This window comes from Neorhizobium sp. DAR64860/K0K1, from assembly GCF_050500205.1.
Classification (GTDB): domain Bacteria; phylum Pseudomonadota; class Alphaproteobacteria; order Rhizobiales; family Rhizobiaceae; genus Neorhizobium; species Neorhizobium soli.
On sequence record NZ_CP191459.1, the window covers coordinates 1,995,501 to 2,017,274 of the forward strand.

General features: G+C 59.9%; 16 protein-coding genes. 4 read left to right on the forward strand and 12 right to left on the reverse strand.

The genetic code is table 11. The features are described 5' to 3' along the window. Positions 1 to 125 precede the first annotated feature (125 nt). Positions 126 to 1,505: a PleD family two-component system response regulator gene (locus ACQY1J_RS14380; RefSeq protein ID WP_062453214.1), complete on the reverse strand. Its 1,380-nt coding sequence runs from the start codon at positions 1,503 to 1,505 to the stop codon at positions 126 to 128. A gap of 14 nt (positions 1,506 to 1,519) precedes the next feature. After that, positions 1,520 to 1,891, reverse strand: a complete 372-nt coding sequence (locus ACQY1J_RS14385; RefSeq protein ID WP_062453215.1) for a response regulator — start codon at positions 1,889 to 1,891, stop codon at positions 1,520 to 1,522. Positions 1,892 to 2,024: 133 nt separating this feature from the next. On the opposite strand from ACQY1J_RS14385, the gene ACQY1J_RS14390 reads away from it, so the two are divergent. From ACQY1J_RS14390 to ACQY1J_RS14405, 4 genes are all read left to right on the forward strand, one after another. After that, positions 2,025 to 2,333 carry a DUF3572 domain-containing protein gene (locus ACQY1J_RS14390; RefSeq protein ID WP_062453216.1) on the forward strand — a complete coding sequence of 103 codons (309 nt, stop codon included), beginning with the start codon at positions 2,025 to 2,027 and terminating at the stop codon, positions 2,331 to 2,333. Between the two features lies 1 nt (position 2,334). Continuing rightward, entirely contained in the window at positions 2,335 to 3,015 is a 681-nt protein-coding gene (locus tag ACQY1J_RS14395) for a hypothetical protein (RefSeq protein ID WP_062580026.1), read from the forward strand. Positions 3,016 to 3,095: 80 nt separating this feature from the next. After that, positions 3,096 to 4,388: a DNA polymerase IV gene (locus ACQY1J_RS14400; protein WP_430250167.1), complete on the forward strand. Its 1,293-nt coding sequence runs from the start codon at positions 3,096 to 3,098 to the stop codon at positions 4,386 to 4,388. Positions 4,389 to 4,506: 118 nt separating this feature from the next. Further along, positions 4,507 to 5,871: a L,D-transpeptidase family protein gene (locus ACQY1J_RS14405; protein WP_430250169.1), complete on the forward strand. Its 1,365-nt coding sequence runs from the start codon at positions 4,507 to 4,509 to the stop codon at positions 5,869 to 5,871. A gap of 21 nt (positions 5,872 to 5,892) precedes the next feature. Here ACQY1J_RS14405 and dnaE read toward each other — a convergent pair whose 3' ends face one another. The 10 genes from dnaE to nuoL all read right to left on the reverse strand — a co-directional run bounded on the left by dnaE (position 5,893) and on the right by nuoL (position 21,774). Continuing rightward, positions 5,893 to 9,384 (reverse strand): DNA polymerase III subunit alpha, encoded by a 3,492-nt coding sequence (dnaE, locus tag ACQY1J_RS14410; protein WP_430250171.1) that lies wholly within the window; start codon positions 9,382 to 9,384, stop codon positions 5,893 to 5,895. A gap of 515 nt (positions 9,385 to 9,899) precedes the next feature. Continuing rightward, a complete protein-coding gene (locus tag ACQY1J_RS14415; RefSeq protein ID WP_062453220.1) occupies positions 9,900 to 10,589 on the reverse strand; it encodes an ABC transporter ATP-binding protein in 690 nt (229 codons plus the stop codon). A 6-nt stretch (positions 10,590 to 10,595) separates the two neighbouring features. After that, positions 10,596 to 11,903 carry a lipoprotein-releasing ABC transporter permease subunit gene (locus ACQY1J_RS14420; RefSeq protein WP_430250172.1) on the reverse strand — a complete coding sequence of 436 codons (1,308 nt, stop codon included), beginning with the start codon at positions 11,901 to 11,903 and terminating at the stop codon, positions 10,596 to 10,598. Between the two features lie 107 nt (positions 11,904 to 12,010). Further along, on the reverse strand, positions 12,011 to 13,333 hold the full coding sequence (proS, locus tag ACQY1J_RS14425; RefSeq protein WP_062453222.1) for a proline--tRNA ligase: 1,323 nt from the start codon (positions 13,331 to 13,333) through the stop codon (positions 12,011 to 12,013). 531 nt (positions 13,334 to 13,864) lie between these two features. Then, entirely contained in the window at positions 13,865 to 14,134 is a 270-nt protein-coding gene (locus tag ACQY1J_RS14430) for a DUF1467 family protein (RefSeq protein ID WP_062580018.1), read from the reverse strand. A 218-nt stretch (positions 14,135 to 14,352) separates the two neighbouring features. Further along, a complete protein-coding gene (locus tag ACQY1J_RS14435) occupies positions 14,353 to 16,020 on the reverse strand; it encodes a ribonuclease J (protein WP_184654927.1) in 1,668 nt (555 codons plus the stop codon). Positions 16,021 to 16,028: 8 nt separating this feature from the next. Continuing rightward, on the reverse strand, positions 16,029 to 16,799 hold the full coding sequence (locus ACQY1J_RS14440; RefSeq protein ID WP_430250173.1) for a biotin--[acetyl-CoA-carboxylase] ligase: 771 nt from the start codon (positions 16,797 to 16,799) through the stop codon (positions 16,029 to 16,031). Between the two features lie 2 nt (positions 16,800 to 16,801). Continuing rightward, positions 16,802 to 18,244 carry an NADH-quinone oxidoreductase subunit NuoN gene (nuoN, locus tag ACQY1J_RS14445; RefSeq protein WP_062580011.1) on the reverse strand — a complete coding sequence of 481 codons (1,443 nt, stop codon included), beginning with the start codon at positions 18,242 to 18,244 and terminating at the stop codon, positions 16,802 to 16,804. Between the two features lie 18 nt (positions 18,245 to 18,262). Next, positions 18,263 to 19,774 carry an NADH-quinone oxidoreductase subunit M gene (locus ACQY1J_RS14450; RefSeq protein WP_062580009.1) on the reverse strand — a complete coding sequence of 504 codons (1,512 nt, stop codon included), beginning with the start codon at positions 19,772 to 19,774 and terminating at the stop codon, positions 18,263 to 18,265. Then, positions 19,774 to 21,774 carry an NADH-quinone oxidoreductase subunit L gene (gene nuoL / locus ACQY1J_RS14455; RefSeq protein ID WP_430250174.1) on the reverse strand — a complete coding sequence of 667 codons (2,001 nt, stop codon included), beginning with the start codon at positions 21,772 to 21,774 and terminating at the stop codon, positions 19,774 to 19,776. The genes ACQY1J_RS14450 and nuoL overlap by 1 nt, the downstream gene beginning before the upstream one ends.

The following is a 21,774-nucleotide window of genomic DNA, read 5'->3' on the forward strand; positions in this document are numbered from 1 at the left end:
CGTACGAATCGTCAAATTTAATTGAGGAAACTGGGGGACGAGCGCTTCTTTATCAAAAAGCCTCGCTGCAAGACGAAAGATATTATATTAGCGTATTTTAATATAAGACGATTCTCGTGCAAATCTTAAGCGGCGGCTGCAACGACTCGGTTGCGCCCGCTGTTCTTGGCGTCGTAAAGCGCACGGTCGGCTTGTTTCAACAACTGCTCCGGCGTTTCCGCTCCACTGCGGCTGCAGGCAATCCCAAGCGAAGCTGTGATGTTCAGGCTGGCGCCAGTGCTTTTCAGCACGAACGGCGTCTGCTCGATGATGTTGCGCAATCGTTCGGCAATCAAAGCCGCGGCGGCGCTATCCGTATCGGGCATAACCACAACGAATTCCTCGCCACCGAACCGGCAGGCGAGATCAGCACCGCGTACCGTGGACCGGATACGGGCCGCAACTTCCTTCAGCACCTCGTCACCGGCGTCGTGGCCGTGCGTGTCGTTGACCGATTTGAAGCGATCGATGTCGGTGATGCAGACGGACAGCGGCCGCCCACGGGCTGTTGCACGGGCAAACAGCACCTTCATGTGATTGTCGAGATAACGGCGATTGTGCAGACCGGTCAGGGCATCTGTCACAGCCAATTCGATCGTATGGCGCACGCTCAACCGCAGGCGGTCGTTGTAACGCTTACGCTTGATCTGCGTCAGGGTCCGGGCCACGAGTTCATTTGGATCGATCGGCCGGATGATGTAGTCGTTGACGCCGAGATCGAGCGCCCGGACGATGACCTGGTCGTCGCCGTGTTCCGTCACCAGCAGCAGCGGGAGGAATCGGGTCCGCTCCAGCGATCGCAGTTGTGAACAGAGCCTCAGCGGATCGTAGTCATCGAAATTCGTATTGACGATCACCAGATCGAACGGGTTTTCAGCCGCTTCGAAAAGGGCTGCCTGCGGATCGGAGATGGCAGTGATATCCGCGACCGGTTTCAGCGCCCTGACGATGCGTTCCTGCGAGCTTCCGCGGCCATCGACCAGTAGGACCTGCGCGACGTCGTCCTGAGCGTCCTGCCCCGCTGCACTCTTCATCATGTCCTGCAGCGTGAGATCCTGCGCGGTGTCTGACCGGATGCGCAGCTCGTCACTCAGCGTCTTCAGCCGCACGAGGCTTTTGACACGGGAAATCAGCTGCAGGTCGTTGACCGGCTTGGTCAGAAAATCGTCGGCACCGGCTTTCAGGCCGCGCACGCGGTCGGAGGGCTGGTCCAGCGCGGTGACCATGACAACAGGGATATGGGATGTCCGCGGATTGGCTTTCAGCCGCTCGCAGACTTCGAACCCGTCAATGCCCGGCATCATGATGTCGAGCAGGATGACATCGACATGGGCCTGTTCACAGATCGCCAGCGCCTTGTAGCCGTCGTCGGCAGTCAACACATCGAAATATTCCGCAAGCAGGCGTGCCTCGAGCAGCTTTACGTTTGCGGGAATGTCGTCGACTACCAGGATCCGTGCCGTCATGTCATTCTCCGACCTTACGCGTCGCCAAGATACGTCTTGATGGTCTCGATGAACTTCGGCACCGAGATGGGCTTCGAAACATAGGCTTCGCACCCGCCCTGTCGGATTCGTTCCTCGTCGCCCTTCATCGCGAATGCGGTGACGGCGATGACCGGTATGACGTGCAGTTCGTCGTCTTCCTTTAGCCACTTGGTCACTTCCAGACCCGATACTTCGGGCAGCTGGATATCCATCAGGATCAGATCCGGACGGTGACGGCGGGCAAGATCCAACGCCTCCATGCCATTGCGCGTCTGGATCGTCTCGTAGCCGGACGCTTCGATCAAATCGCGGAAGAGCTTCATGTTCAGCTCGTTGTCTTCGACAATCATGACCCGTTTGGGCATGTCGATCCGTTCCTTAAATCGCGCCTTGCAAGCGTGCTTTCAGTCTATAAGCTTTCCGAATACGAGATTCTTTAAGCCACTAGCGGCACACGTTAAGGGCATTTGGTTGAGAAATAGGTAACTTGAGCAGGCGATGAGGTTCGATCCGTTGAATAACAAGGCACCCGCCGCAGCCCCCGAAGAGACGGCCGGCGCAATCCTCAGCTGGCTTGCGGACGAGCCTGACATGTTCTCCCGGTTTCTGGCGCTTTCCGGTCTCCAGCCCGGCCAACTTCGTTCTGTGATCGACGATCCGGGCTTTCTGGGCGGCATGATCGATTTTCTGATGAGCCACGAGCCAACGCTGATGGCATTTTGCGAAGCGACGAACACGAGACCGGAAACGGTTGCCGCAGCGTCACACTATTATTCCAAGCCTGCACTCGATTCGGGCGACTACTGAGATGGAGAACTCTTCCGGCGTTGCCCTCGATTTCTCCCATGTCCAACTGGGCGACCGCCCGCTGGTCGTATGCGACGTCGATGACGTCGTTCTGGACTTCGCGGCACCTTTCACCGAGTTCATCAAGGCAGAGGGGCTGGAGCTGCTGCCGCGCTCCTTCCGCCTCACCGGCAATATCGTTTCGGTCGAAACGCAGGTCCCTATCGAGGAAGCGGACGTCAAACGCCTGATCGGCGCGTTCTTCGACCGCCAAGAAGACTGGCAGACGCCCTCTGCGCTTTCGATCGAGACCCTTAAGGCGATCGGTAAGGCTGCAGACGTCATCTTCCTCACTGCCATGCCGCCACGCTATCAGGAACAGCGTCGCCGGCTTCTCGACCGGCTCGACCTCACCTTCCCTCTCGTCGCGACTGAGGAAAAGAAAGGCCCTGTCATGCAGATGATCCATGCCGCGCGCCCCCTTCCCTCGGTCTTTATCGATGACATGGCCCACAACCTGCATTCGGTCCGCGACCACGTCGAGAACTGCCTGCTGATCCACATGATGCCGGACAGTCCTCTGCACCAGCTTGCTCCGAAGCCTGATCAACCGATCGTCCGGGCCACAGACTGGCCGCATGCCGCAGAGATGATCGACGCCTACATCCTGTCCCACATCCCGCATCATCAAACCGCAAAATAGTGGTTGAAGGATGTGCGTTCTACTCTTGAGAGGTTGCAGCTTACGGCCTATTGTCGGAATGTTCAACCTTTGTTCCGCCGATGACAGTCGTACCAAATCACAAGCCCGGCTTCTGTCGAGACTGCTTTGCCGAGCAGAAGGCAGAGGTGCGACGGTGTCGCGAGTGCGGCAGTCCACGGCTGGTGTATCACCGCGAACTTCATGACCTGACGCTTGCGCATATCGACTGCGATGCCTTTTACGCCACCATCGAGAAACGCGACGACCCGAGCCTTGTGGACAAGCCGGTGATCATCGGCGGCGGCAAGCGCGGCGTGGTGTCGACCGCCTGCTACATCGCCCGCATCAGCGGCGTCCGGTCGGCAATGCCGATGTTCAAGGCGCTCGAACTCTGCCCGGATGCGGTCGTCATCAAGCCGAACATGGAGAAATACGTCACTGCCGGCCGACAGGTGCGGCAGATGATGATGGATCTGACGCCGCTGGTGCAGCCGATCTCGATCGACGAGGCGTTTCTGGAACTGGCAGGCACCCAGCGTCTGCACCACGATCAGCCCAGCCGCATTCTCGCAAAGCTCGCAAAACGCGTCGAATCCGAGATTGGCATCAGTATTTCCGTCGGGCTCTCCTACTGCAAGTTCCTCGCCAAGGTCGCTTCCGACCTCGAAAAGCCGCGGGGTTTTTCGGTGATCGGTCGCGCAGAAGCCGTGGAGTTTCTGGCGACCCGACCGGTCACGACGATCTGGGGCGTCGGCCGGGCTTTTGATGCGACGCTGGAGGCGGACGGCATCCGCACCATCGGGCAGTTGCAAGCCATGAACGAGGCCGACCTGATGCGCCGCTACGGCACGATGGGCCAGCGCCTCTATCGTTTGTCGCGCGGTATCGACGACCGAGAGGTGCATCTCAACGACCCGGCGAAAAGCGTGTCGGCCGAGACCACGTTCTTCGACGACATCTCCCGCCACGACGACCTGGTCCCGATCATGCGCCGGCTTTCGGAGAAGGTGTCTAAACGACTGAAGAGCGAGGACCTTGCAGGCCAGACGGTGGTGTTGAAATTGAAGACCGCGGATTTCAAGAGCCGTACCCGCAACAAGCGGCTGGAAGATCCGACCCAGCTTGCCGACCGGATCTTCCGCACCGGTATCTCAATGCTGGAGCGGGAGACGGACGGTACAAAATTTCGCTTGCTCGGGATCGGCGTCACCGATCTGACCGACCCTGCCCGTGCAGATCCGCCCGATCTCGTGGATGTGCAGGCCGGACGCCGGGCTGCGGCGGAAGCGGCCATGGACAAGCTGCGTGAGAAGTTCGGAGCTGCGGCCGTCGAGACCGGCTATACGTTTGGCGACAAGCGCCGCGACCGATAGTTTCAATCAAACGTGATTAAATTTTTCCTGCTAAACGTGACGAGATCAGCGCGGATGCAAACCTTCGTTAAACCTCGCTCGTTAAAATGCGGCTCAAGTTTTGCGTATGAGGTTTAGCATGATGCGTCGCCTGGTTTTGGGGTTCTGTCTGATGTCCGCGACGATGCTGTCGCCTCCAGCGTTTGCAGCGGACAGTGTTCCCCTGCAGATCATCGTTTCCAAGGACAAGCAGTCGCTGACCGTCTACGAGGGCGAGACCGTGGTCGCCAGGTCGCGGATATCGAGCGGCAAGGCCGGGCACGATACGCCGACCGGCTTCTTCTCCATCCTTGAGAAGCGGAAATACCACGAGTCGAACATCTATTCGAATGCACCGATGCCGTTCATGCAGCGAATCACCTGGTCAGGTATCGCGCTGCACGAGGGCAACGTTCCGAACTATCCGGCGTCGCACGGCTGCGTGCGCCTGCCGAGCGGTTTTGCGACCAAGCTTTACGGCCTGACCGAGCGCGGTGCGCATGTGATCGTGACCGACGCAGACGTGGTGCCGCAGCGCATCGAGGACGTCGTGCTGTTTTCGCCGCGCAAGCCTTTGCCTGCCGGCGCGCTGATGACCGATGTCGATCTTCGCACTGCATCGATCAAGGCCTCGCCGAAGAAGCCGGTGGAAGTGGCGATGAATGTCGCGCCGGCCAATCCGAACCGCGCCACGGATGCTCTTCCGCCGCAGCCTGATGATCTCGAGGAAGCGCAGACGCACGCGCTGCGCATCCTGATCACGCGGCGTACCGACCGCGAGACGCTGATGGACGCCCAGAAGTTGCTGGAAGAAATGGGCTTTGAGACCGGCGGCTCCGACGGCTATGTCGGACCGCTGACCCGCAGCGCCGTTGCCGGCTTCAAACGCTGGAAAGGCCTGAAGCAGACGGGGCCGATGATAAGCGGCGAGTTCATCGACGCGCTTTACGCCTCTGCCGGCCAGCCGAAGCCACCGGCGGGCCAGATCATGGTGCGGCAGAATTTCGAACCGCTGTTTGAGGCCCCTGTCGGCATCAAGGCGCCGGAAGTGGCCCTCGGCACGCATCTCTTCACTGTCGACAAGATCGATCGCTCGATCGAATCAGCCGATTGGCATGCGGTGACGCTGCCGAACGTGCTGTCCGACGCGACGATGAAGCGGCTGGGGATCACCATGGCGGCCGATGCGAAACTGCCGGGTGCCGCGAAAGCCGCACTCGACCGCATCGAGATTTCGCAGGACGTGCGCGACAGGATCGAGACGCTGATGGCGGATGGGACGTCTGTCACGATCAACGACAAATCGCTTGGACCGGAGACCGGCAAGGGCACCGATTTCGTCACGCTGACCAAGTCGTCGAAAAGCGAGATGGTGGCGGTTCAGGATATCGGCTCAACGCCTGCCGCCGAGCCGCGCGCCAAGCGCAGCATCATCCGTTACCAAGGCGGCGTCGGCCTCTACTGAGGCCAACGCCACCGCGGTCGGTTAGACCAGTTCCACATCCAGCACACCGGGCGCCGCCTTCAGAGCGGCGGCGATTTCCGGCGAGATACGATACCGTTCCGTCAGTTCCACCTCGATCTCGCGCTTGCCATCATCCTTGATGACGATAAACGAGACGAGGCCATCGCCGCGGGCATTAAGATGCCGGGCGACCGTCTTCAGCGGCCCTGAGTCGCGCACGAAGACCCGCAGCGCCTTCTGCATGCGGACCGACTGTTCCTCCAACGACTGCACCGTCTGGATCCGCAGGCCAATGCCTTCCGGACGCTCGTCGGCCTGAACGGTGATGACAAGCGATTTTCCGGGCTCAAGCAGATCGCGGTACTGAGCAAGCGCTTCGGAAAACAGCACCGCCTCAAACTGACCGGTGGAATCGGAAAACATGACGATGCCCATCTTGTTGCCGGTGCGCGTCTTGCGTTCCTGGCGACCGGTGACGGTCCCGGCAAGACGTCCGGCCGTGGCGCCTGCCCTCACAGCCGTCGAGAAGTCGGCGAAGGTCTGGACGCGCATCTTGTCGAGCACCGCACCGTAGGTATCGAGCGGATGGGCCGACAGGTAGAAGCCGAGCACCTGATACTCCCGCATCAGCATTTCAGACGGCATCCACGGATTGAAGGTTGGAAGCACGAGTTTTTCCGGACCGCTTGCCGCACCCGAGCCGAAGAAATCGGACTGACCGGAGACCTTCTCCTCCTGGGCGCGCTGGGCATAGCCGATGACGCGGTCCATACCGGCGCTGAGCTGCGCCCGATCGAAGCCGAAGCAATCGAAGGCGCCAGCGGCGTTGAGGCTTTCAAAGACGCGGCGGTTGATCTGCTTTGGGTCGATGCGCAGGCAGAAATCCTCGATCGACGCGAAGGGCGTGTCGCCGCGGACTTCGACGATGTGATCGACGGCGTTTTCGCCGACGCCCTTGATGGCGGCGAGCGCGTAATAGATGCGGTTGTCACCTGTCTCGAAGCGGCGGAACGAGGTCTGAACCGATGGCGGAATGACCTTGATGCCGAGCCGGCCCGCGTCTTCGCGGAAATCGTTCAGCTTTTCAGTGTTCGCCATATCGTAGGTCATCGACGCGGCGAGGAACTCGACCGGGTAATGCGCCTTCATATAGGCCGTCTGGTAGGAGACGATGGCGTAGGCGGCGGCGTGGGATTTGTTGAAGCCGTAGTTGGCGAACTTCGCCAGCAGTTCGAAGATGTTCTTCGCCTGTGGCTTCGACACGCCGTTCTTGATGGCACCACTGACAAAGCGTTCGCTCTGCTGGTCCATCTCGGCCTTGATCTTCTTGCCCATGGCACGGCGCAGAAGGTCGGCTTCGCCGAGCGAATAGCCCGACAGGACCTGGGCGATCTGCATCACCTGTTCCTGGTAAACGATAACGCCCTGGGTTTCCTTAAGCAGATAATCGATCGACGGATGGACCGATTCGATTTCTTCCTCGCCATGCTTGCGGGCGTTGTAGGTCGGGATGTTTTCCATCGGACCCGGACGATAAAGCGCCACCAGCGCAATAATGTCCTCGATACAGTCCGGCTTCATGCCGATCAGCGCCTTGCGCATGCCGGCGCTTTCCACCTGGAACACGCCGACGGTCTCGCCGCGTGACAGCATCTGGTAGGTCAGTTCGTCATCGAGCGGGATCTTGGCGAGATCCACAACGATATCGCGCTTCTTGCAGAATTCGACCGCGGTTTTCAGAACCGTCAGCGTCTTCAGTCCGAGAAAGTCGAACTTGACCAGACCGGCCTGCTCGACCCATTTCATGTTGAACTGGGTGACCGGCATGTCGGAGCGCGGGTCGCGGTACATCGGCACCAGCTTCGACAGCGGGCGGTCACCGATGACGATACCGGCGGCGTGGGTCGAGGCGTGGCGGTAGAGACCTTCGATCTTCTGGGCGATATCGAGAAGACGGCCAACGACCGGCTCCTTGTCGACCTCTTCCTGAAACTTCGGCTCTTCCTCGATCGCCTTTGCCAAGGTGGTCGGATTGGCCGGGTTGTTGGGCACCAGTTTGCAGATGCGATCGACCTGGCCATAGGGCATTTCGAGAACGCGGCCGACGTCGCGCAGTGCTGCGCGGGCCTGCAGCGAACCGAAGGTGATGATCTGCGCCACCTGCTCGCGGCCATATTTGCGCTGCACGTAGCGGATCACTTCTTCGCGGCGATCCTGGCAGAAGTCGATGTCGAAGTCGGGCATCGAGACGCGGTCGGGATTGAGGAAGCGTTCGAACAGCAGCGAGAAGCGCAGCGGATCGACGTCGGTGATCGTGAGCGCATAGGCAACCAGCGAGCCTGCACCGGAACCGCGACCCGGACCGACCGGGATGTTCTGCAGCTTTGCCCATTTGATGAAGTCGGCAACGATCAGGAAGTAGCCCGGAAACTTCATCTTCTCGATGACGCCGAGCTCGAAATCGAGCCGTTCGCGATAATCCTGCTCGGTGAAGCCCGCGGTGATACCGAGTTCGGCCATCCGGTTCTCGAGGCCTTCGACCGACTGACGGCGCAGCTCCGCCGTTTCGGCGCGCTCCGCTTCTGCCGGATCGTCGGTGGCGCCGGTGAAGCGCGGCAGGATCGGGCTGCGGGTCTTCAGGATGAACGAGCAGCGCTTGGCGATCTCGACCGTGTTATCGAGCGCTTCCGGCAGATCGGCGAACAGCTTTGCCATTTCGGCACGGCTCTTCAGGTAATGGTCGGGCGTCAAACGGAAACGGGTATCGTCGGATACGATCGCATTGTGCGCGACGGCCATCAGGGCATCATGGGCGTCGTAATCGGACTGACCTGGGAAGAAGGCCTCATTGGTCGCGACCAGCGGCACATCCTGGTCGTAGGCAAGATCGATCATCCGCTGCTCATGACGGCGGTCGTAAGTGCCGTGACGCTGCAGTTCAATATAGAGCCGATCGCCAAAGGCCTGCTTCAATGACAGGAGGCGCGCCTTTGCGAGTACGGTGTTGCCATCCTTCATTGCCACGTCGACAGGGCCACCGGCAGCACCTGTCAGCGCGATCAGTCCTTCGGTGCCGCCATCTTCCAGCCAGGCGCGGCAGATATGCGTTGCCGCCTGCCCTTCTCCATCGAGATAGGCGCGGCTGACGAGATCCACCAGCCGCTCGTATCCCTTGGCATTGGCGGCGAGCACAACGATTGCCGGCAGCTTCGCCAAATGGCCGTTGCGGCGATCGTCTGGCTGATCCTCCATGTCAATCGACAGCTGGCAACCGATGATCGGCTGAATGCCATCACCGATGGATTTCTGGGCGAATTCCAGCGCGACGAAGAGATTGTTGGTATCGGTGACGGCGATCGCGGGCTGATTGTCCGCGATGGCCTTGGAGAGGATTTTCTTAAGCGGCAGCGCACCTTCCAGAAGCGAATAGGCGGAATGGACGCGCAGATGCACGAACTGTGGCGTCGCTCCCAAATCCTCCGATTCCGATTGTAAAGTCGCTGCGTCCGCCATCTGATACCCATTCCTTGAATCGGGTCATTGTCCGGCGCGGGGGCTTCAGAGTCGAGTCAAGAATGGTCTTCTCAACCTCTTTCCGCTTGCGCCCGCCGGCTGGGCGAGCACGGACCGGCTCACATCACCAGCATGATCATCGACAAGCTGGCAACGAAAGTTGCAATGGAGGCGAATGCGGCAATATCACGAAGAAGGTCAGTCATCGTCGTCTCCCGTGTTCGTTTATGTTGGCACTTTGTTCTCTTTTCGTGCCAACGTCAATAGTAGAACAAAACGGGAATAGAAGATTCTGACCGATGGTTAATGCTGCTTGCTGGCTGGAGGTAACCAGCGCTCCATAGGACCAAGCCGTTGCCGGCCGACGCACGCGGTCGGCAGCCAAACGCCAGCCATCGCTGCGGATCGCTGACGTGACGTCATTCCATGGCAGCAGTGTCCATCGCACGCCCCTTCGAGGATGTGACGATGGACACTATCGGATTAGGGGCACGCTTTGGGGATCAGTGCGTTCGCTAGAACTCGACGACTTTGCCGCCCTCGATCGTGACGCGACGATCCATGCGGGCAGCGAGATCATGATTGTGGGTGGCAATCAGTGCAGCAAGCCCTGACTGGCGCACCAGCGCCTCCAGCGCTTCGAACACGTAGGATGCAGTCTTCGGGTCGAGATTGCCGGTCGGTTCGTCGGCCAGCAAAAGGCGGGGCGCGTTGGCCACCGCACGGGCAATCGCCACGCGCTGCTGTTCGCCACCCGACAGTTCCGACGGGCGGTGTTCGCCGCGATGACCGATTCGCATGTAATCGAGAAGCTGGCCCGCGCGTTCGCGCGCTTCCCCCTTTGAAAGGCCGCCAATCAGCTGCGGCATCATGATGTTCTCGATCGCCGTGAATTCCGGCAGCAGATGGTGAAACTGGTAAACGAAGCCGATGTCGGAGCGACGGATCGAGGTGCGCTCTTCATCCGACAAACCGTTGCAGGCCCGACCGCCGATCGTCACATCGCCAGCGTCCGGATGTTCAAGCAGGCCTGCCAGATGCAAGAGCGTCGATTTGCCGGTACCGGACGGGGCGACGAGCGCCACGATCTCGCCGCTCACGAGCGAGAAGTCTGCCCCGTTGAGGATCGACAGGCTCGTCTCCCCCTGGCCGTAGTGACGTTCGACGCCTGAGAGATTGAGGACGGTTTTACGCGGGACAGCCATGGAGACCTATTCGTATCGGAGGGCCTGGACAGGATCGAGCTTCGATGCTCTCCATGCCGGGAAAATGGTGGCGAAGAAGGACAGGACCAGCGCCATGATGACGACCGAGAAGGTCTCGCCAAAACTCATTTCGGCCGGAAGCTGGCTGAGGAAATAGAGCTCCGGATCAAACAGGATGGTGCCCGAGACCCAGGAGAAGAACTGTCGGATCGATTCGATGTTGAGGCAGACGATAACGCCGAGCGCGACGCCGGCAAACGTGCCAACGATGCCGATAGCAGCACCCGTCATGAAGAAGATCCGCATGATGGCGCCGGAACTCGCGCCCATCGTGCGCAGGATTGCGATATCGGAGCCCTTGTCCTTCACCAGCATGATCAGGCCCGAGATGATGTTCAGTGCCGCGACCAGCACGATCAGCGTCAGGATCATGAACATCACGTTGCGTTCAACCTGAAGCGCCGAGAAGAAGGTCTGGTTGCGCTGACGCCAGTCGGTGATGAAAATCTGGCGACCGGCAGCCTGCTCCACCAGCGGACGCATGTCCTCGACATTGTCGGGGTGATCGATGAACAGTTCGATCGACTGCACCAGCCCTTCGGCATTGAAATAGAGCTGCAATTCCTCAAGCGGCATGTAGATGATCGTCGCGTCGTATTCCGACATGCCGATCTCGAAAACGCCGGACACGGGATAGGATTTAACGCGCGGATTGACACCCATCGGTGTCACGTCGCCTTCGGGCGAAATCAGCGTGATCTGGTCGCCGGCCGAAATGCCGAGCTGCGAGGCAAGCCTGGAGCCGACAAGAACGCCCTGCCCCGACGCGAAGCCGACGATATCGCCCTGCTTGATATTACCAGCAACTTCCGTGACCTTCTCAAGGTCTTCCGGCCGTACGCCGCGCACAAGAGCGCCGGAACCGGCGCCACCCTTGCCGGATGCCAGCGTCTGCCCCTCGACAAGCGGCAGGGCCATCTTGACGCCGGGAACGGCAGCGAATTTCTTGGTCAGTTCGGCGTAATCGGTGAACGGCTGGTCGATCGGCTGGATCACCATGTGGCCGTTGATGCCGAGAATGCGGGAAATGAGCTCGGTGCGAAAGCCGTTCATGACCGCCATCACGATGATCAGTGTCGCGACGCCAAGCATGATGCCGACGAAAGAAAAGCCCGCGATGACCGAGATGAAGGCTTCCTTGCGGCGCGAGCGCAGGTAGCGCCAGGCGACCATTCGCTCGAACGACGAGAAAGCGCCAGCCCGCGGAGACTTGTCGACCTTCTCTGGTTCACCACTCGTCGCGATGCTCGCCATTCACGCTTCCTTACACATGGAGCGCGCGGGAGGCTTCCCGCGCTGCTGTATCAGATATGCCTGCCTAGCCTGTCGTCAGACTGGCCCGGCGAGACGTCGGTGTCCGATCATCCGGCGACGCGGTTGAGCGCCGCTTCGAGCGTCATGACGTCCCGGGCTGCGGACTTGCGGTCCTTGACCTCGACCTCGCCGTTGGCGGCGGAGCGCGGACCGACGATTATCTGTACCGGAACACCGATCAGATCCGCTGTCGCGAACTTGGTGCCGGCGCGTTCGTCGGTATCGTCAAGCAGCACGTCCTTGCCGGCCTTGTTGAGCTTTGCGTAGAGATCTTCCGACAGACGATCGCATGCCTCGTCACCGGGCTTCATGTTGATCACCACGACATCGAACGGCGCAACGGATGCCGGCCAGATGATTCCGTTATCGTCATGCGATGCTTCGATGATGGCGGGAACAAGGCGTGTCGGCCCGATGCCGTAGGATCCCATGTGGACAAGATGTTCCTTGCCATCAGGGCCCTGCACCTTTGCGCCCATCGGCTCGGAATATTTCGTGCCGAAATAGAAGATATGGCCGACTTCGATGCCGCGGGCAGAGAGGCGATCGGCATCCGGGATCTGATCGAAGGCCGATTCGTCGTGCATTTCGGACGTCGCGGCGTAGACCGATGTCCACTTGTCAAAGATCGCCTGCATGCCGGCGACATCGTCGAAATCGGTGTCTTCGCCGGGAATGTCGAAATTGACGAAGTCGCGGTGCGAAAACACTTCCGACTCACCGGTTTCGGCAAGGATGATGAACTCGTGGCTGTGGTTGCCGCCGATCGGGCCGGTATCGGCACGCATAGGAATGGCGCGCAGTCCCAAACGATCGAAGGTGCGCAGATAGGCCGCGAACATCTTGTTATACGAATGGACGGCGTCTTCCTTGTTGAGATCGAAGGAATAGGCATCCTTCATCAGGAATTCGCGCGAACGCATGGTGCCGAAACGCGGACGGATCTCGTCGCGGAACTTCAGCTGGATATGATAGAGGTTGAGCGGCAAGCTCTTGTAGGACTTGACGTAGGACCGGAAGATATCCGTGATCATTTCCTCGTTCGTCGGTCCGTAGAGCATCGGCCGCTCCTGGCGGTCCTTGATGCGCAGCATTTCCTTGCCGTAGGCGTCGTAGCGACCGCTTTCCTGCCACAACTCGGCCGACTGCAGCGTCGGCATCATCAGCTCGACGGCGCCTGCCCGGTTCTGCTCTTCGCGGACGATCTTGTTGACCTTGTCCAGCACGCGCTTGCCAAGCGGCAGCCAGGAATAGATGCCCTGGCTCTGCTGACGGATCATGCCCGCACGCAGCATCAGCCGGTGCGAGACGATTTCCGCTTCCTTGGGGTTTTCCTTCAGGATGGGCATAAAATAGCGGGACAGACGCATGGACGTTTCCGGTTTCCGAGGCGTTCCCCAGATAACAAGGGAATCGGCCGTTTCTTGGATTGAACTTTGACGGCGTACATAGCCGTTCGAGGGCGCAAATGGAACCCATAGCGCACGCTGCGGAACAGCAGATTGCGCTTGCAAGGGCTGGAGCTCAACGGTTTGATGACAAGCCCTGCGACAAATTCGTCCACGGGAGATTTTTGCCAAACTGTGTCAAAAATGCAAAAAAATCGAGTGACAAAGCACATTCGTTGGGCTAGGTTCAGCTCACAAAAGAGGCAAGGAGTTCAAATTCTTGCCAGTTCGCGGTCAAGTCTTGGGAGGATCAGATCTCTGGCGCGCTCGTCGCAGCCCCGGCAACGGAATGAGTATCACGCGAAACTGAAAAACAAGGCTTAACCGCCTTGTTTTTTTTTGGCCTGCTCACAGGCCGGGCCGCTTCTGCAGAAATCCAGAACGAAAGCTGCAGTTCGTCGCTGCTATGCCTGAAGAAAATGACAGCCGGATGACACGTCCGCCAGCAGCGCCCTACTCAAATGTCGGCATTAAGTTGGGAATGCTGTCGATCCCGAAGCCAAAATAGGTGGAGGCGAGATGGTAGGTGAGGTAGAGCGCCGCCGAGATCACGGTCGTCAACAAGATGACCCTGCCTCCGCGGAATCGAACGGGCGCACTTTCAACCGTCCCGATCATCACTTCCCCATCATCCTGCTGACTGCGATAGCCAAGCGGCAGGACGGCGAACAGAACCGTCCACCAGAGAATGAAATAGATCGCAGCGACGGTCAGCAATGGCATGATGTGTCTCCTCCGCACTACCTATAGAACAGGGGATGCCGGGCGCAAAGGACGAGGTTCGATATTTCCCGTCCGGCCAAGCGCTGCGAGATTGATTCCGCAGACGCAGCCAACATGCTGAAATGCTAACACATCTGCCCGGCCCCGAACCCTCTTGACGCTTACAGCGAGGAGAAGGTGTCGGAGGCCGTGGGCAGACTTGGTTTGGCGACGGCGCCTTAGACTTTGGAGACGAACACCGTCACGACCGGCTTCTTGCCCCAGGCCAGGTTGGCCGCGGAGCGGACGGAGCGACGCACGGCTTCGCGCAGCATGTCGAGATCCTTGCGGCGGGCGCGCGGGATGCTTTCGATCGCATTGAGAACCGCGTCATAAAGCGTGTCCTCCATGTCCTCGCCCTCATAGTCGACCTCCGGCATGCCGAAGGCAACGACGTCGGGATCGCTCAGGAAGTCGAAGCGGCTGTCGAGCAGCACGTTGACCGAGACGTGACCGGCAAAGGAGAGCTTGCGGCGGTCGCCGATACCCATTTCCTCAAAGTCGCCGATCAGCTTGCCGTCCTTGAAGACGCGGCCATGTGGCGCATCGTCGATGACCTGGGCCGGGCCCGGTGCGAGACGCAAAATATTGCCGTTGCGCACGCGCGGGATGGTCTTGATGCCGGCGGTGGCGCCGAGCGCTGCCTGGGCGGTAAGGTGGGCTGCCTCGCCGTGAACAGGCACGAGGATCTCCGGTCTGGTCCACTCGTACATCTTCAGAAGTTCATTGCGGCGCGGGTGGCCGGAAACATGCACAAGCGCATCCGAGTCGGTGATGATCTTGATGCCCTGTTCGATCAGCGCGTTCTTGATTTCGATGATCGGCTTTTCGTTGCCCGGAATGGTGCGCGAGGAGAATACGACCGTATCGCCCGCAGCAAACGCGACGTTGCGCATCTCGTCGCGGGAGATCTTGGCAAGCGCTGCGCGCGATTCGCCCTGGCTGCCCGTCAGGATCACGACGACCTTGTCGCGCGGGATATAACCGAACTCGTCTTCGGAGATGAAGGGCTTGATGCCTTCCATGATACCGAGATCACGGGCAACGGCAACGACGCGCTTCAGCGACGAGCCGAGCAGCAGCACTTCGCGGCCGGCGGCGTCCGCTGCTTCGGCGATCGAGCGGATGCGGCCGACATTCGACGAGAAGGTGGTGATCGCCACCCTGCCCGCAGCATTTTGGATGACCTGGCGCAGGCCTTCCGACACTTCTTCTTCGGAGGGGGAAACGCCTTCGCGCAGCGCATTGGTGCTGTCGCACATCAGTGCGAGAACGCCCTCGTCGCCGATCGCGCGGAAACGGTTCTCGTCGGTCAGTGGCCCGAGCGACGGCGCATGGTCGATCTTCCAGTCGCCGGTATGGACGACATTTCCGAGCGGCGTGCGGATGACCAGCGACATCGGCTCTGGGATCGAGTGGTTGACGCCGACGGCTTCGATCTCGAACGGGCCGACATTGATGCGGTCGCCAGCCTTGAAGATGGTGATCGGGATTTCGGCGCGCGTGCCTTCGTAATTCCGCTTTGCTTCCAGCATGCCCGCGGTAAACGGCGAGGCGTAGACCGGCACGTTGAGGCCGGGCCACAGATCATTCATGGCGCCGTAATGATCCTCATGCGCGTGCGTGATGATCATCGCCTTGATGTTTTTCTTCTGGGCCGTCAGAAACCGGATATCGGGTAGGACAAGATCCACGCCCGGCAGGTCCGGACCTGGAAAAGTGACGCCGCAATCGACCATGATCCACTGCCGCTTGTCCGGCGTTCCGTAGCCGTAGAGAGCGAGGTTCATGCCGATCTCACCCACGCCGCCAAGCGGCAGGAACACCAGTTCGTCCTGTTTAGCCATTTTTATTGTTATTCCGTTCTTGCAAAAAATACATCGCCTGCTGCGATCGGCATCAAAGAGCCATGGCCGGTATCAAGCAGCAGAAATCCAGTGTCATCGATACCTGCGAATGTGCCGTTTAGCGAGCGCTCAGGTAGATTTACCGTAATTTTCTCACCAATTCCGCATGCGACGCGGCGCCATCTGTCGACGACTGTGGTAATACCCCGACCCTTGTCCCATTCCTCCAGAACTGTCGCCATCTCCCTGAAAAGATGTGCGAATACATCCTCTGGCGACGCAGAAGACCCTTGGTCGTGAAGACGGGTGACACCGTAGGGTGCGCTATCGGGCATGTGGCGAATATTGATGCCGATGCCGATCACGAGCGCCCGGTGGCCGCCGGGAAGCGCTTCGCTTTCAATGAGGATGCCGCAGGTTTTCTTGCGCCCGATGAGAATATCGTTCGGCCATTTGACCTCGAGCGGCTCTCCACCGGTGGGTAGAACGGCACGCAAGGCGGCATTGACAGCGACGGCAACTGCGAGCGGGAGCGACGCAAGGCGCTCCGGAGGTGCCGGATCAATCAGCAGCAGCGAGGCATAGAGATTGCCGGGCTCTGACGTCCAGGCGCGGCCGCGGCGGCCACGGCCGTCCGTCTGGCGGGTGGCGGTCAACCACAACAAACCGGCTTCGCCCGCACGGGCGCGGGCGAGGCATTCTGTGTTGGTGGAGCCGACCTCGTTCAGCGCTTCATGACGAAACGCATTGAGCGATAGGCTTCGGCTCCTCAACGTCATCCTCAGAAGAACGACTTCGCAGCAGCGCTGGCGGCTGAGCCGATCGGTCCACCGATCAGCACATAGGCGACGACGAACAGGCCGGACAGGCCGAAGATCAGACGCAGTTCGCCGGAGACACGGGCGAACTGACCCTTCGGCTCATCAAACCACATCAGCTTGACGATGCGCAGGTAGTAGTAGGCGCCGACGACGGAAGAGAGCACGCCGATGATTGCCAGCGCATAGAGCTTAGCCTCGATCGCCGCCACGAACACGAAGTACTTGGCGAAGAAGCCTGCGAGCGGCGGAATGCCGGCCATCGAGAACATCAGCGCCGTCAGCACCAGCGCCATGAAGGGCTTGGTCGAGGAAAGACCTGCGAGATCTTCCACGGTTTCGACATAGGTACCGTCTTCGCGGCGCATCGCCATGATGCAGGCAAAGGTGCCGAGCGTCATCACCATGTAGATGGTCATGTAGAGCACGACGCCGGAGACGCCGGTCTCTGTGCCGGCAGAAAGGCCGACCAGTGCGTAGCCCATGTGGCCGATCGAGGAATAGGCCATCAGGCGCTTGATGTTCTTCTGGCCAATCGCTGCGAATGAACCGAGCAGCATGGATGCGATCGCCACGAAGACGATGATCTGGCGCCAGTCAGACAGTATCGGCAGGAAGGCTTCCGATACGACGCGAACCAGGATTGCCATGGCCGCAACCTTGGGCGCCGACGCGAAGAAGGCCGTCACCGGTGTCGGTGCACCTTCGTATACGTCAGGCGTCCACATGTGGAACGGCACGGCAGAGATCTTGAAGCAGGCGCCGGCGAGGATGAAGACCATGCCGAAGATGAGGCCGAGGCCGCGCTCTTCAGACGACAGAACGGTAGCGATTTCGTCAAAGCCGGTATTGCCGGTGAAGCCGTAGACCAGCGACATGCCGTAGAGCATCATGCCCGACGACAGGGCGCCGAGGACGAAGTACTTGAGGCCCGCTTCCGTGGAGCGGAGGTTGTCGCGGCTGAAGGCAGCGACAACATAGAGCGCCAACGACATCAGCTCGAGGCCGAGATAGAAGGCGAGCAGGTCGTTGGCCGAGATCAGCACCATCATGCCGAGCGTCGCGAGAACCAGGAGAACCGGGAATTCGAACTTGTCGAGTTCCAGCGCCTTGGCCTGTCCCATCGACATGACCATGGCGGTGATCGATCCGATCAGTGCCAGGATCTTCATGAAGCGGGCGAACGTATCCGATACGAAGGCGCCGCCAAAGGCCTGGCCGTCGCCGGTCATGAAGATCAGCATGGCGCCTACGACCGCCAGAAGGGCGATCGCAAGACCGGTGACCAGCGGAGCGGATTTCTCGCCGGAGAAGACGCCAATCATCAGAAGGGCGAGCGCGCCTACGGCCAGGATGACTTCCGGCAGGGCCAGACGCAGGCTTTGGCTCAAGAGTTCAGCGGTCATGTCCAGTTTCGTCCCGTCTCAGTGCACGTTGAGTGCAAGGTTCTTTGCTGCGGCCAAGGCTGCGGAGTAATTGTTCACCACGAGATCCACCGAGGCTGCGGTCGCGTTAAGGACCGGCATTGGATAGAAACCGTAGAAAATCGTGAGCGCGACCAGTGGGTAGAGCAGGAACTTCTCGCGCGTCGAAAGGTCGAGAAGTGCCTTCAGCTTTTCCTTTTCCAGTGCCCCGAAAATGACCCGGCGATAAAGCCAGAGCGCATAGGACGCGGAAAGGATGACGCCGGTGGCGGCAAACAGTGCCACCCAGGTGTTGACCCGGAAGACGCCCATGATCGTCAGGAATTCGCCGACAAAGCCGGATGTGCCCGGAAGACCGACATTCGCCATGGTGAGGATCATGAAGGCGACGGCATATTTCGGCATGTTGTTGACGAGACCGCCGTAAGCCGAGATCTCGCGGGTATGGAGGCGGTCATAGACAACACCGACGCAGAGGAAGAGCGCGCCGGAAACGATGCCGTGCGACAGCATCTGGAAGATCGCACCCTGCACGCCCTGCTGGTTAGCCGCAAAGATACCCATCGTGACGTAGCCCATGTGGGCAACCGACGAGTAAGCGATCAGCTTCTTGATGTCGTCCTGCATCATCGCCACCAGCGAGGTGTAGATGATGGCAATGACGGACAGCGCAAACACCATTGGCGCGAAGTACTCGGATGCCAATGGGAACATCTGCAAGAGGATACGGATCATGCCGTAACCGCCGAGCTTCAGCATGACACCGGCCAGGATGACCGAACCTGCGGTCGGAGCCTGAACGTGCGCATCCGGAAGCCAGGTGTGGACCGGCCACATCGGCATCTTGACCGCGAAGGCTGCAAAGCAGGCGAGCCAGAGCCAGGTCTGGACGCCGGCCGGGAAGCCGAACTTCAGAAGCTCGGTCATATCGGTCGTGCCGGCCTGCCAGTACATGGCCATAACGGCCAGCATCATCAGAACCGAACCAAGCAGCGTATAGAGGAACAGCTTGTAGGATGCGTAGACGCGATCCTTGCCGCCCCAGACGCCGATGATGATGAACATCGGGATCAGCGTCGCTTCGAAGAAGATGTAGAAAAGCACGATATCGAGGCCGACGAAGACGCCGGTCATGGCCACCTGCAGGAGCAGGAAGGAAATCATGTATTCCTTGACGCGCTTCTCGATCGCTTCCCAGCTGGCAAGCACGCAGAACGGCATCAGGAATGTCGTCAGGATGACGAACAACATGGAAATGCCGTCGACGCCGAGATGATAGGAAATCCCCGTGCTCAGCCACTCATGCTTTTCCACCATCTGGAAGCCCGGGTTCGAATTGTCGAAACCGATCCAGATGAACAGAGAGACGATAAAGGTGACGACCGTCGTCAGGAGCGCGATGTTGAGCACGTTGCGGCGACCGTTCGCCCCCTCGCCGTTTGTCAGCAAGAGGAGGAGAACGCCGACCAGCGGCAGGAAGGTGACCGTCGAGAGAATTGGCCAGTCGGTCATTACATTGAGCTCCCGAGCATCATCCATGTGACGAGGGCGGCGACGCCGATCAGCATCGCGAACGCGTAGTGATAAAGGTAACCGGACTGCAGCTTGACCACCCGGTCGGTGATATCGACCACGCGGGCGGCGACGCCGTTGGGGCCGTAGTTATCGATGACGGCGACGTCACCCTTCTTCCACAGGAAGCGGCCGAGAGCCTTGGCCGAGCGGACGAAGAGGAAGTCGTAGAGTTCGTCGAAATACCACTTGTTCAGCAGGAACTGGTAGAGGCCCTGCTGCGAAGCGGCGAGACGCTTCGGGGTTTCTGGCGACTTGATGTAGAAGTACCAGGCGGTGACAAGTCCGATCAGCATGGCGATGAATGGCGACAGCGCCACCAGTGCCGGCACGTGGTGGAACTCGTGCAGCAGTTCGTTCTGCTCCGACGTGAACAGGGCACCCTTCCAGAACACGTCGTAGTCGTGGCCGTAGAAGAATTCCTTGAACAGGACACCTGCGAGAACCGCGCCGGCTGCCAGGATGTAAAGCGGCACCAGCATAACGTTGGGGCTCTCATGGACGTGATGCATCACTTCATGGCTCGCGCGCGGCTTGCCGAAGAAGGTGAGGAAGATCAGGCGCCAGGAGTAGAAGCTCGTGAACATCGCGGCGATGACCAGCAGCGTGAAGGCAAAGCCTGCAACTGGCGAGGACGAGGCATAGGTTGCCTCGATGATGAAGTCCTTCGAGAAGAAGCCTGCAAAACCGATCGACGTGAACGGAATGCCGACGCCGGTGATGGCGAGCGTACCGATCAGCATCATCGCGAAGGTGAGCTTGATGTGGGAGCGCAGACCGCCCATGTGGCGCATGTCCTGTTCGCCATCGACGGCATGGATGACCGAGCCGGCGCAAAGGAACAGGAGTGCCTTGAAGAAGGCATGCGTGAACAGGTGGAAGACTGCCGCACCATAAGCGCCGACGCCGAGCGCCACGAACATGTAGCCGAGCTGCGAACAGGTCGAATAGGCGATGACGCGCTTGATGTCGTTCTGCACGAGGCCGACGGTTGCCGCGAAGAAGGCGGTGATCGCACCGATGATGGTGACGATCGTCAGCGCATCCGGCGACAGTTCAAACACCGGCGACATGCGGGCGACGAGGAAGACACCGGCGGTGACCATGGTTGCTGCGTGAATGAGGGCCGAGACCGGGGTCGGGCCTTCCATCGCGTCCGGCAACCAGGTGTGCAGCAGGAACTGCGCCGACTTGCCCATCGCGCCCATGAACAGAAGCAGGCAGACGACGGTGAGTGCTGTCGCCCGTGTCAGTTCCATGCCGAAGATGTTGGCCACGACCTGCGTCGCTTCCGGTGCACCTTCAGCCGGCAGGTAGTTGGCAGCAGCGGCGAAGATGGTTTCGAAGCTGATCGAGCCGAACAGCACGAACAGGCCGGCGATACCAAGGATGAAGCCAAAGTCGCCGACGCGGTTGACGATGAACGCCTTCATGGCCGCAGCCGATGCGGACGGCTTCTTGTACCAGAAGCCGATCAGCAGGTAGGACGCGAGACCCACGCCTTCCCAGCCGAAGAACATCTGCGCCAGGTTGTCGGACGTGATCAGCATCAACATCGCGAAGGTGAACAGCGACAGGTAGGCGAAGAACCGCGGGCGATGCGGATCGTGGTGCATGTAGCCGATCGAGTAGATATGCACGAGCGTCGACACGGAGTTGACCACGACGAACATGATCGCGCTCAGCGTATCGATGCGGAACGCCCATTCGACATCGATGCCGCCCGACTGCATCCACTCCATCACCGGAACCTTGATGACTTCGCCGGCTTCGCCGTGGTGAAGGGCCACGTTGAAGAAGACAATCCAGGACAGGATCGCCGCGATGATCATCAGACCGCTGGTGACGTATTCGGAAGCCTTGGCGCCGATCTGGCGGCCGAATAGGCCGGCGATCAGGAAGCCGATCAGGGGAAGAAAGACGATTGCCTTGTAGATCAT

Coding starts and splice junctions, on each gene's coding strand:
- ACQY1J_RS14380 (WP_062453214.1), bottom strand. CDS start 1,505: ATGACGGCACGGATCCTGGTAGTCGACGACATTCCCGCAAACGTAAAG.
- ACQY1J_RS14385 (WP_062453215.1), bottom strand. CDS start 1,891: ATGCCCAAACGGGTCATGATTGTCGAAGACAACGAGCTGAACATGAAG.
- ACQY1J_RS14390 (WP_062453216.1), top strand. CDS start 2,025: ATGAGGTTCGATCCGTTGAATAACAAGGCACCCGCCGCAGCCCCCGAA.
- ACQY1J_RS14395 (WP_062580026.1), top strand. CDS start 2,335: ATGGAGAACTCTTCCGGCGTTGCCCTCGATTTCTCCCATGTCCAACTG.
- ACQY1J_RS14400 (WP_430250167.1), top strand. CDS start 3,096: ATGACAGTCGTACCAAATCACAAGCCCGGCTTCTGTCGAGACTGCTTT.
- ACQY1J_RS14405 (WP_430250169.1), top strand. CDS start 4,507: ATGATGCGTCGCCTGGTTTTGGGGTTCTGTCTGATGTCCGCGACGATG.
- dnaE (WP_430250171.1), bottom strand. CDS start 9,384: ATGGCGGACGCAGCGACTTTACAATCGGAATCGGAGGATTTGGGAGCG.
- ACQY1J_RS14415 (WP_062453220.1), bottom strand. CDS start 10,589: ATGGCTGTCCCGCGTAAAACCGTCCTCAATCTCTCAGGCGTCGAACGT.
- ACQY1J_RS14420 (WP_430250172.1), bottom strand. CDS start 11,903: ATGGCGAGCATCGCGACGAGTGGTGAACCAGAGAAGGTCGACAAGTCT.
- proS (WP_062453222.1), bottom strand. CDS start 13,333: ATGCGTCTGTCCCGCTATTTTATGCCCATCCTGAAGGAAAACCCCAAG.
- ACQY1J_RS14430 (WP_062580018.1), bottom strand. CDS start 14,134: ATGCCATTGCTGACCGTCGCTGCGATCTATTTCATTCTCTGGTGGACG.
- ACQY1J_RS14435 (WP_184654927.1), bottom strand. CDS start 16,020: ATGGCTAAACAGGACGAACTGGTGTTCCTGCCGCTTGGCGGCGTGGGT.
- ACQY1J_RS14440 (WP_430250173.1), bottom strand. CDS start 16,799: ATGACGTTGAGGAGCCGAAGCCTATCGCTCAATGCGTTTCGTCATGAA.
- nuoN (WP_062580011.1), bottom strand. CDS start 18,244: ATGACCGCTGAACTCTTGAGCCAAAGCCTGCGTCTGGCCCTGCCGGAA.
- ACQY1J_RS14450 (WP_062580009.1), bottom strand. CDS start 19,774: ATGACCGACTGGCCAATTCTCTCGACGGTCACCTTCCTGCCGCTGGTC.
- nuoL (WP_430250174.1), bottom strand. CDS start 21,774: ATGATCTACAAGGCAATCGTCTTTCTTCCCCTGATCGGCTTCCTGATC.